Raw genomic sequence first — 10,086 nt, forward strand, 5'->3', positions numbered from 1 at the left:
CATGACAACGATCTACTGGAGCGCGACCACCAACGGTTTTCACAGCGACCATATCGACGGCCCGCGCACCCTGCATATCGCTGATCCCGATTGGCAACCAGACATGAGCGGTGACGACACCACACCGCCGACCATCGAAGTGAAGAATCCAAAGTCGACACTCCCCGAAGACGCCGTGCCGATTGAAGAGCATGAGCGCGAAAGACTACTCGCGGGGCAAGCGAACGGGCTAATCATAACCACGGATGAGAACGGGTATCCCTCGCTAATTGAACCGCCGCCGGTTCCCCTTGAGACGCTGGCAGCGCAAAAGCGCCGCGAGCTAGACAAAGCCCGCGATGCCGCTTTTGCTAAGGGCTTGGAATACAACTTCGATGGCCAGATCGACGTGGTGCAAACCCGTCCGCAGGATCAAATCAATCTGCTCGGCCTCTCAGCAAAAGCGCAGCGTTTAATCGCAGCCGACCAACCTGAGGCAACGCTCACCTTTCGTGGCGGCGACAACGTCAACCGCGAGCTCACCGCCGCCGAGATCGAAACACTAACGCTAGCTGCATTGAGACATATCGAAACGATTTATCAGAAAAGCTGGGAATTAAAGGATATACTAAATACGTCCTCTAAGGCGGGGAATCGTGAGGCCATTGAAAAGCTAACATGGTAGCTCTAAGCTGCCATGTAGCTTATCACCTTGACGTTAGGAAAGTGATCGAAAAATATCGTTACCGCATATCGCGACAACGTTATTCGTTTTGTTCCTGATACCTCTCTTGATCCTGATTCTCATACAAGATACGCCAAACCTTTACACCTTGAGAATCTAAAATATCTTCTAAACCAGAAGACAGCCTTTGAAACTGGACCTCTGCTTCAGCTACCTCGTTGAGTCTATTTTCGAACCGGTACTGAGTGTTTTCTAAATTTGCTATTGCGCTTTCATTTTGCTGCATTGCTACATCAAGCTGCTCAGTGAGCCTTTCTGATTCTCTTTGTATATTAGCCAACTGCTGGTTCAAGCTCGCCGTTGCTTCTTCCGTCACTTCGCTAAGGCGTCTTTCAAACTGTGTTTGCGTTGTCTGAATCGCCGCAACTACGCTTCTATTTTCATCTATAGCGGCATTAACATTCATGGATAGCTCTTCAGAAACCGACTTCAACTCATCAACTTGAAGGCTGAGATTGTTCCTAGCTTCCTCTACTTCTGTTTCAGCCATTTCCATTTGCGCTTTCAGATCGCCTATCGAATCATAAACAGCCTTCGCTTCATAGTTAACAAACAAAATAAGGCCAGAAATAATCAGCACTACCATAGCAGACGTCATTAGAAGTATCATTCTTTTTGCTTTCTCCAACTCCTTCTCAGCTCTTTCTTCTAGCTTACTCAATTGATCACGAAGCGACTTTTCTTTTTGATAAACAACGTCGTCCAGCCTTCTCTCGCTAACCTTAATAAAATGATCTATCTCATTATTACACTTACGAAAAACCTCATCATTAAGCTGATTCTCATTCATTATCGAAACCCCTTTATTATTTTTTCAATAACCCTCCATAAAAATATAGCCCTATTTCAAAGCACTGTAGTCATAAAAGTATTATTTGAATAGCGTCATAGAACCATAGGTGACATTGCGGCCACATGGCCATGTTTGAGATAGGCGCCGAAACCGCCACCGCCGAGGCGTGGGAAACCGCATTGCGCGAGATCTGCCAGCTACGGCTCGGCGGCAAAGCGGCGGTGCATCGTGGCTGCAGAGGGGGCCGCAAACCAGGCTATCTAGCAGCTTCATAAGTACCGCCCGCCGGAGAATGCCCTGTAAACCACTCCTACAGTGAGCACGCCATCAACGCCGCGCTGATCTGCTCGCCCTATAGTCCCTTTGGGGAAACGTTTGGGCCGCAAGTGCCATCGCGGTCGCTATCTTCTTGTTCTTGGGCCATGAGGTCGCCCAAAACGAGTACCGCGTGGCCCACAGCTGCGGCTGGACGTGGGGCTGGGTCATGCAGGTGGCCTGTTACGGTTTGGCGCTTACGTGGGTGTGCAGTGTGATGGCCCCCTAGCTGTTTGCTTACTAATAGCGCTACTTGATTGTGAAGAGCCCGCTAAATAGCGGGCTCAAAATCATCTAATCTTTGTTTCTGTGATCTGGAACCCCTGCATTCGCAAGTTCATCAGCTTGCTCATCCGTCACTACGATTTTTGCACAAGCAATTTCTAATACCGGACCACTTGGATGCCCAGGTGCTATCCTGCCTTTTTGAAAATCAAAACAAAAAGTAACGCTATCAACAATAATGGTTTTTGCGTTCTCGTGAATTTCAAGCTTTTGCGGAACTGACATATTAAAAAACCTCGCAATAAAACCTTATTGTATCATAAAATCAGGTTTAAGATATCATTTTTTGCATCTTTGATAAAGACACTTACACTCTAATTTTCATAAAGAATGATTACTTAATAAAAATAGAAATTACTACCCAAAAAACTAATAAAGTTTATTTTTATAATATATATAATCAAACAAGTCTCTCGCCAATGGCGATAGCACATTGGTGTTCTGCGCGTAGGCACCTCCATAGTTACTACCCGGAGGAGTAACCAGTCCAGTCCTAAGCATTCCATTAACCAAAGCTCCTAAACGAGCTTCGCTCAGCGATAGTTTTTTACAAGTATTCTCAACATATCTTTTTCTTTTTTCTGGACTAGGCAACTTACCATTTTCGTCAATATAAAGATTACTGTTATGCATCTCGACCAAAATTTTAATTTCAACCTCTACAACTCCATTTAAAGCAGAGATCGCCATTTGTGCATAATCTGGACTTTTTACATCATCTTCACTTTTCACAATACCTATCATTGCTTTAGCTATATAGTCGGTTACCTCATTACTTGAACATTGTTCAAGTGCGCGCACCATACGTACAAAAGTGGCGAATTTCTCTTCATTTTTCGTCAAATCTTCTTCTTTTATTCCTTCTTCTGCGACACGCTCAAGCACACGATAAAGACGGCCTAATGTGTATTTTTCATAACCTCTCTTTATTGCCCATTCTATAGCGCTTACTACTACACCATCCATAATGACGCCCCCGATCTTGTACAACAGCACCTTTGAATTTTAGTGTAAACCATCCCACTTACACCCAGCACCGCTACCACCCTCCCCCCCAGCCCCCGCACGATACCTGCGTGAATTCACCCTTTTCATTACTCGAACAGTGAACCTGCGCAGGAGCCACCATGGCACTTGATCAATACCACCACGGCGTGCGCGTTGCGGAAGTCAACGACGGTACGCGTACTATCCGCACCGTCTCCACCGCCGTCATTGGCGTGGTTTGCACCGCGCCAGATGCGGACGACACCACCTTCCCCCTCAACCAGCCCGCGTTGGTCACCAATGTGGACACCGCCATCGGCAAAGCGGGCACCCAAGGCACGCTAAAGGACACCCTCACTGCCATTGGCCAGCAGGCCAAGCCCATCATCGTCGTGGTGCGGGTAGAGGAAGGCATCGACGCCGATGAAACCACCGCCAACGTGATTGGCACCACCACCGAGCTAGGCCAACGCACCGGGCTGCAGGCGCTGCTGACTGCCAAGCAGAAGCTGGGCGTCACGCCGCGCATTATTGGTGTGCCTTACCTGGATACCCAGCCGGTGGCCACCGCGATGGTGTCGGTGCTGCAGCAGCTGCGCGCTTTTGGCTACGTGTACGCCCACGGCTGCGAGACCACCAGCGATGTCATCGCCTACCGCGATGAGTTCGGTGCTCGCGAGCTGATGGTGCTCTGGCCCCAGTGGCAGGCGTTCGATACCGACGACGCGCAAACGCTGGATATCAGCCCCGTGGCCATCGCCCTGGGCCTTCGCGCCAAGCTCGACCAAACCGTGGGCTGGCACAAAACCCTGAGTAACGTGGCGGTGAACGGCGTCACCGGTATCAGCAAAGACGTGTTCTGGGATCTGCAAAGCCCCAACACCGATGCCGGGCTGCTCAACGCCGCCGATGTCACCACGCTAGTGAACCAGAACGGCTACCGCTTCTGGGGTTCGCGCACCTGCGCCGGGCCAGAAAGCCTCTTTCCCTTTGAGAACTACACTCGCACCGCCCAGATCCTCGCCGACACCGTGGCCGAAGCGCACCTCTGGGCGGTGGACTTGCCCATGCACGCCTCATTAGCGCGAGACATCATCGAAGGCCTGAACGCCAAGTTCCGCGAGCTGAAAACCCTGGGGCTGATTGTCGATGGTAGCGCCTGGCTGAACGAAGAGCTCAACACCCAAACCTCCCTCAAGGGCGGCAAGCTGCGTATCGACTACGACTACACGCCGGTACCGCCGCTGGAAGACCTCGGTTTTCAGCAACGCATCACCGATTCCTACCTAGCCGACTTCGCCGAGCGCGTCGCGGCCACCGCCTGAACGGATTAGCGAGAGACCCCCATGGCACTCCCCAAGAAGCTCAAAGACCTCAACCTGTTCAGCAATGGTGAAAGCTGGCAGGGCATCGTCCAGTCGATCACCTTGCCCACCCTCACCCGCAAGATCGAAGAGTGGCGCGGCGGCGGCATGGATGGCGCGGTGGGTATCGATATGGGCCAAGACGGCCTGCTCACCGTGCAGTGGACGGTCGGCGGGCTGGTAGAAAGCCTGTTCGACAACTTCGGCACCGCCCGCATCGATGCCGACATGCTGCGCATGACCGGCAGCTACGAGCGCGACGACATCGACGACGCCTCCTCAGTCGAGGTGGTCATGCGCGGCCGCCACACCGAGATCGATATGGGCGACGCCCAAACCGGCGAGAACACCGAGCACCAGGTCACCAGCACGCTCAGCTACTACAAGCTCACCATCGACGGCACCGAGAAAATCGAGATCGACCTGGTGAACGGCGTGTTCAAGGTCAACGGCGTCGACCGCCTCGCGGGCCGCCGCCAGCGCCTGGGCATTTAACGCAGGCATTTAACCCGCTTCCTTTTCCTCTTAACCCAACACCAGGAACACCCCATGACCAAAGCTGCCACCACTCAAGCCATCGCTGCGACCATCACCCTGGATACCCCACTCACCCGTGGCGATACCGAAATCACAGAGCTACGCCTGCGCAAACCTACCTCCGGCGAGCTGCGCGGTGTCTCACTGGCCGATGTGCTGCAAATGCAAACCGACGCGCTGATCACCCTGATCCCGCGCCTCTCCAACCCCTCGCTCACCGCCACCGAGGTGCGCCAAATGGACCCGGCAGATCTCGTGCAGTGCGGTGGTGAAATCGCCGGTTTTTTGCTGACGAAGCGGGCCAAGGGCGAGAGCGAATAAACCTCCCCAACCAGGTAGAAGACGCGATGGCGGACCTCGCCATCGTCTTCCACTGGACCCCGCAAGACTGCGCCGCCTTCACCCTGCGCGAACTCATGGCTTGGCGAGAACGAGCGCGCAAACGCAGCACCACCACCGACACCAGGAGCCAGCGTGGCCGGTAACAACCTCAAGCTGCAGGTCATTTTAAACGCCGTGGATAGGGCCACCCGCCCGCTGCGGGCCATCGACCGTGCCAGCCAGGCCGCGTCCCAGGCCATGCGTGAAAACCGCGACCGCTTAAAGCAGCTGCAGGCCACGCAGAAGAACGTCAGCTCCTTTCGTACCCTCACCCGGCAATCCACGGAAACCGCCACAGCCCTGCGGCAACAGCAAGAGCGCATCCGCCGCCTCTCGCAGCAAATGCACACCCACCAGGGCGACACCGCCGCCCTGCGCGCCGAACGGCAAAAGGCCATTACCCAAGCGCGCAGGCTTAGCCAGCGGGTGGATGAAGAACGCCAGCAGCTCCAACGGCTGCGCAGCACACTAAACGAAAACGGCGTCAGCACCGCCCACCTCTCCCGCGATCAACGCCGGCTTTCCAGCGACATCCAGCAGGCCAATACCGCTGTGGAAGAACAGCGGCAGCGACTCAAACGGCTGGCCGAACAGCAGCGCAACGCCGCCCAGGCGCGTAGCCGCTACGACCGCGCCATGAGCCTACGCAGCAGCATGGCCGGTACCGGCGCAGGCATGGTGGCCAGCGGCGGTGCCGCGCTGTACGCCGGGGCACGGCTGCTGGCCCCTGGTGTTGAATACGGGGAGTCTATGTCGCGGGTGCAGGCACTCACCCGCCTGGAAGGAAACGACGAACGCCTGGCAGCGCTTCGCCAGCAAGCCCGGGAGCTAGGGGCCACCACCGCCTTTAGCGCCGGGCAATCCGCCGATGCCCAAGGCTACCTGGCCATGGCCGGTTTCGACCCCGCCGCCATTCAAGCGGCCATGCCGGATATGCTCAACCTGGCACTGGCCAACCAAACGGATCTCGCCCGCACGGCGGATATCTCCTCCAACATCCTCTCCGGCTTTGGGTTAGACCCCGCCGAGATGGGCCGCGTGGGCGATGTGCTGACCGCCACCACTACCCGGGCCAACGTCGATTTAGAGATGCTGGGCGAGTCGATGAAGTACGTCGCCCCGCAAGCGCGGGCGATGAATATGTCGCTGGAACAATCCGCCGCCATGGCCGGGCTGTTGGGCAACGTAGGTATTCAAGGCAGCCAAGCAGGCACCACGCTGCGGGCCATGGTCACCCGCTTAGCCGCGCCCACCGGGGCCGCCGCCGGAGCGCTGGCCGACCTCGGCGTGAACGCCAAAGACGCCGAAGGCAACCTGCGCGACATCCCCCGCATCCTCACCGACGTAGCGAGAGCCACCGAAGCGATGGGCAACGCCGACCGCGCCGCCTACTTAAAAGACATCTTCGGCGAAGAACCCGGCGCCGGCATGGCGGAACTGATCGCCCAGCAAGGCAGCGAAGGCATCGAAGCGTTTGCCGATATCCTCTCCAGCGCCGCCGGCGAAAACGCCCGGGTGGCAAAAACCATGGCCGACAACATCGGCGGCGACCTCAAATCGCTCAAATCGGCTTGGGATGAAGTGGGTATCTCGATCACCGAGACCAACAACGGCGCGCTGCGCGGCTTGATTCAGAACGTCACCGCCATCACTCGCGGCATCGGCCGCTGGATCAACGAAAACCCCAAGCTGGCAGGCACCCTCGCCAAAGCCGCCGCCCTGGTGGCGGTGCTGGTGGCAGCAGGTGGCGCGCTTACGCTAATGCTCGCCTCCATCCTCGGCCCCTTCGCCATGGTGCGCTTAGGCATGGCAATGCTCGGCCCGCAGGCGCTCATGCTGGGTAAAGCACTTACCTGGTTAGGCGGGGTGATTCGCGCCGTGGGCGTGCTGGCCGTCGCCAACCCCATTGGCGCAGCCGTGGCCGCCATCGCCGCTGCGGCGTATCTCATCTACCGCTACTGGGAACCCATCAAAGCCTTCTTCCAAGGCCTATGGCAGCAGGTGAAAACCGCGTTCGGTGACGGGCTAGGGGCAGTCGCGCAGCTGCTGATGAACTGGTCGCCGCTTGGGCTGCTGTACCGGGGCATCACTACCGCGCTTTCTGCATTGGGCGTCGAGATTCCCGCCCGCTTCACCACGCTAGGCAGCGCGGTGATTGATGGGCTGCTGGCAGGCCTGCGCAATGGCCTTGGCACCGTGCGCCAAGTAATTACCGAGCTCGCCAGCAGCATCGCCAACTGGTTCAAAGAGATCCTCGGCATCCACTCCCCCAGCCGCATCTTTTCGGGCTTTGGTACCAACATCATCGAAGGGCTGATCGGCGGGCTGACCGGCAAACTCGCCGACCTGCGCGACAGCGTAATGGGCATTGCCGACAACGTGCGCGGTTGGTTTGCGGATGTACTAAGAATTCGCTCCCCCTCCCGCGTGTTCACCCAGCTAGGCGGCTACACGGTGGACGGCCTGAACCGCGGACTCGACGCCCAGCGGGACGAACCCGCTAGGCGCGTGCAGGAGATCGCCCGCCGCGTGAGCCGCGCCGGAGCCGGGCTGGCTCTAGGGGCGGCCACCCTGCCCGCCGTGGCGATGCCTAACATCGAGCAGCAAACGCCGATTCAGTTCGATAACCGGCCGCCGCTTACGGCGCAAAGCTCCCAGGCCAGCGGCTTCTCAATGGGCGATATCAACATCAACGTCACGCCTGCCCCCGGCATGAACGAGCAGCAGCTCGCCCAGTACGTGGCACAGGAAGTACAGCGCGCCCTCACCAACGCCCAGCGCGACGCCCAGGCGCGGCAGCGTTCGTCACTGCGCGACCTCGACTAACCGGAGAACTGATCATGTTAATGGCGTTAGGCATGTTTGTATTTGAGACCCGTAGCGTGCCTTACCAGGAATTAAAGCGCATTACCGAATGGCGGCACCCCAGCCAATCCCGCGTGGGGCAGCGGCCCGCTTACCAGTTTGCTGGCCCAGGGGCGGATACCATCACCCTCAGCGGCACTCTGCTACCCACTTTCACCGGCGGTCGCTTTAGCCTGGATGAGATCCGCGAGATGGCCGACCAGGGCAACGCCTGGCCGCTGGTCGAAGGCACCGGCCGCCAGTACGGCTTATGGGTGGTCACCCGGGTGGAAGAAACCAGCTCCCATTTTTTCCGCGACGGCGCGGCCGAGAAAATCGAGTTCAACCTCACGCTCGAGCACGTCGATGATGAGCGCACCGACCTGATCGGCCGCTTGGCCCTGCCTGCCGTGGCGCGCCTAGCCGGGGGCTACGTATGAATGCATACCCAAAGCCCAGCTACCGCATCACGCTGGATGGCACCGACATCACCCCGCGTATCAATGGCCGCCTGATCAGCCTCTCGCTACGCGAGCAGCGTGGGCTGGAAGCCGACCAGCTGGACATTACCCTGGCCGACCACGACGGCCAGCTCGCCATTCCCCCTCGCGGGGCAGAGCTGCAAGTTGCGTTTGGCTGGCAGGAGGAAGGGCTGGTGGATAAGGGCCGCTTTACGGTGGATGAAGTGCAGCACACCGGCACGCCGGATCAGCTCACCATCCGCGCCCGCTCGGCGGATATGCGCGGCCAACTGCCCGGCAAGCGCACCCAGGGCTGGCACGATGTCACGCTGGGCGAGATCGTCACCACCATTGCAGGCCGCAATAGCCTGGAGCCAGTGGTGGCCGCCACCCTCAACGGCATCCGCATTGGCCATATCGACCAAACCGACGAATCCGACCTGAATTTTCTCACCCGCCTGGGTGAACGGTACGATGCCATTGCCGCCATCAAAGCCGGGCGCATGCTGTTCACCGTGGCCGGCCAAGGGCTAACGGCCAGCGGCCGCGCCATGCCCGCCATCACCCTCACCCGCCGCGACGGCGACCAGCACCGCTACAGCGTGACCGACCGCGACGCCTATAGCGGCGTAAAAGCCTACTGGAACGACACGCGAGGCGCAGAGCGCCACACCGTACTGGCAGGCACCGCAGAAAACGCCAAACAGCTACGCCCCACCTATGCCACCGAAGACGACGCCCTGGCCGCCGCCCGCGCCGAATGGCAGCGCATCCAACGCGGCCTAGCAGAATTCGAGTTAACGCTGGCACTAGGACGCGCCGACCTGCTGCCCGAAACCCCGCTCACGCTCGCGGGTTTCAAGCCTCAGATCGACGCCACTGCCTGGCTGGTGAGCGAGGTCACGCACTCGCTGAATGATGGGGGGTTGGGGACGTTGGTGCGGTGTGAAACGATGCTGTAAGGGAGTTCCACTCCTTCAGATCGCCACCATCTTGGGTTCTTTTATTGACATTGAGGGCTAATTTCGCTTTTGTTGACATACCACTTTATAACAATCAAGGGATCGACATGAGCGACACGAAGCCTGAGTACCTATCGCAAGGAAAATACGCACGACTGATACCCACCTTAGCTGACAGTAAAAAAGAAGAACGCGCCACCTCCATCCTGTTAGCTGCGCTTATGTCAGTTTTTGAGTTTCGTAACGCTATGCTGCAATCCGTCAACCAGCGGGTGGGTAAACGTGCCAAGCTAGAGGCATGGACGGAGCGATGCCTGTCAAGCTTGTTGGAACCTGGAATCAGGCGGCTTCTAATCGCTGATCGCGTTGAACCAGCGGGTCTTCCCGGTCCGGGTTCAGCCAGACCGTCCGGCGCGGTGTCCAGTTCCGAGTG

At 57.7% G+C, this 10,086-nt stretch carries 10 protein-coding genes; 7 read left to right on the forward strand and 3 right to left on the reverse strand.

Annotated elements, in window-relative coordinates; genetic code table 11:
• The first annotated feature begins 1 nt into the window (after position 1).
• A complete protein-coding gene (locus tag MHM37_RS08190) occupies positions 2-664 on the forward strand; it encodes a DUF4376 domain-containing protein (protein WP_239296164.1) in 663 nt (220 codons plus the stop codon).
• 79 nt (positions 665-743) lie between these two features.
• Here MHM37_RS08190 and MHM37_RS08195 read toward each other — a convergent pair whose 3' ends face one another.
• The 3 genes from MHM37_RS08195 to MHM37_RS08205 all read right to left on the reverse strand — a co-directional run bounded on the left by MHM37_RS08195 (position 744) and on the right by MHM37_RS08205 (position 3,083).
• Positions 744-1,514 carry a hypothetical protein gene (locus MHM37_RS08195; RefSeq protein WP_239296162.1) on the reverse strand — a complete coding sequence of 257 codons (771 nt, stop codon included), beginning with the start codon at positions 1,512-1,514 and terminating at the stop codon, positions 744-746.
• A 612-nt stretch (positions 1,515-2,126) separates the two neighbouring features.
• Positions 2,127-2,342, reverse strand: coding sequence for a hypothetical protein (locus MHM37_RS08200; RefSeq protein WP_239296160.1), 216 nt, complete (start codon positions 2,340-2,342; stop codon positions 2,127-2,129).
• Positions 2,343-2,486: 144 nt separating this feature from the next.
• Positions 2,487-3,083: a hypothetical protein gene (locus MHM37_RS08205; protein WP_239296159.1), complete on the reverse strand. Its 597-nt coding sequence runs from the start codon at positions 3,081-3,083 to the stop codon at positions 2,487-2,489.
• 161 nt (positions 3,084-3,244) lie between these two features.
• Here MHM37_RS08205 and MHM37_RS08210 point away from each other — a divergent pair, with 161 nt between their 5' ends.
• The 6 genes from MHM37_RS08210 to MHM37_RS08240 all read left to right on the forward strand — a co-directional run bounded on the left by MHM37_RS08210 (position 3,245) and on the right by MHM37_RS08240 (position 9,653).
• On the forward strand, positions 3,245-4,429 hold the full coding sequence (locus MHM37_RS08210; protein ID WP_239296158.1) for a phage tail sheath protein: 1,185 nt from the start codon (positions 3,245-3,247) through the stop codon (positions 4,427-4,429).
• A 21-nt stretch (positions 4,430-4,450) separates the two neighbouring features.
• On the forward strand, positions 4,451-4,963 hold the full coding sequence (locus MHM37_RS08215; protein ID WP_044627860.1) for a phage major tail tube protein: 513 nt from the start codon (positions 4,451-4,453) through the stop codon (positions 4,961-4,963).
• A gap of 54 nt (positions 4,964-5,017) precedes the next feature.
• Positions 5,018-5,326, forward strand: coding sequence for a phage tail assembly protein (locus tag MHM37_RS08220; protein ID WP_239296157.1), 309 nt, complete (start codon positions 5,018-5,020; stop codon positions 5,324-5,326).
• A 153-nt stretch (positions 5,327-5,479) separates the two neighbouring features.
• Positions 5,480-8,212 carry a phage tail tape measure protein gene (locus MHM37_RS08230; protein WP_239296156.1) on the forward strand — a complete coding sequence of 911 codons (2,733 nt, stop codon included), beginning with the start codon at positions 5,480-5,482 and terminating at the stop codon, positions 8,210-8,212.
• 32 nt (positions 8,213-8,244) lie between these two features.
• On the forward strand, positions 8,245-8,670 hold the full coding sequence (locus MHM37_RS08235) for a phage tail protein (protein ID WP_239296155.1): 426 nt from the start codon (positions 8,245-8,247) through the stop codon (positions 8,668-8,670).
• Complete coding sequence (locus MHM37_RS08240) at positions 8,667-9,653, forward strand: phage late control D family protein (RefSeq protein WP_239296154.1); 987 nt, start codon at positions 8,667-8,669, stop codon at positions 9,651-9,653. The genes MHM37_RS08235 and MHM37_RS08240 overlap by 4 nt, the downstream gene beginning before the upstream one ends.
• The last annotated feature ends 433 nt before the right edge of the window (positions 9,654-10,086 follow it).

Source organism: Halomonas sp. MMH1-48, from assembly GCF_022348105.1.
GTDB lineage: Bacteria > Pseudomonadota > Gammaproteobacteria > Pseudomonadales > Halomonadaceae > Vreelandella > Vreelandella piezotolerans.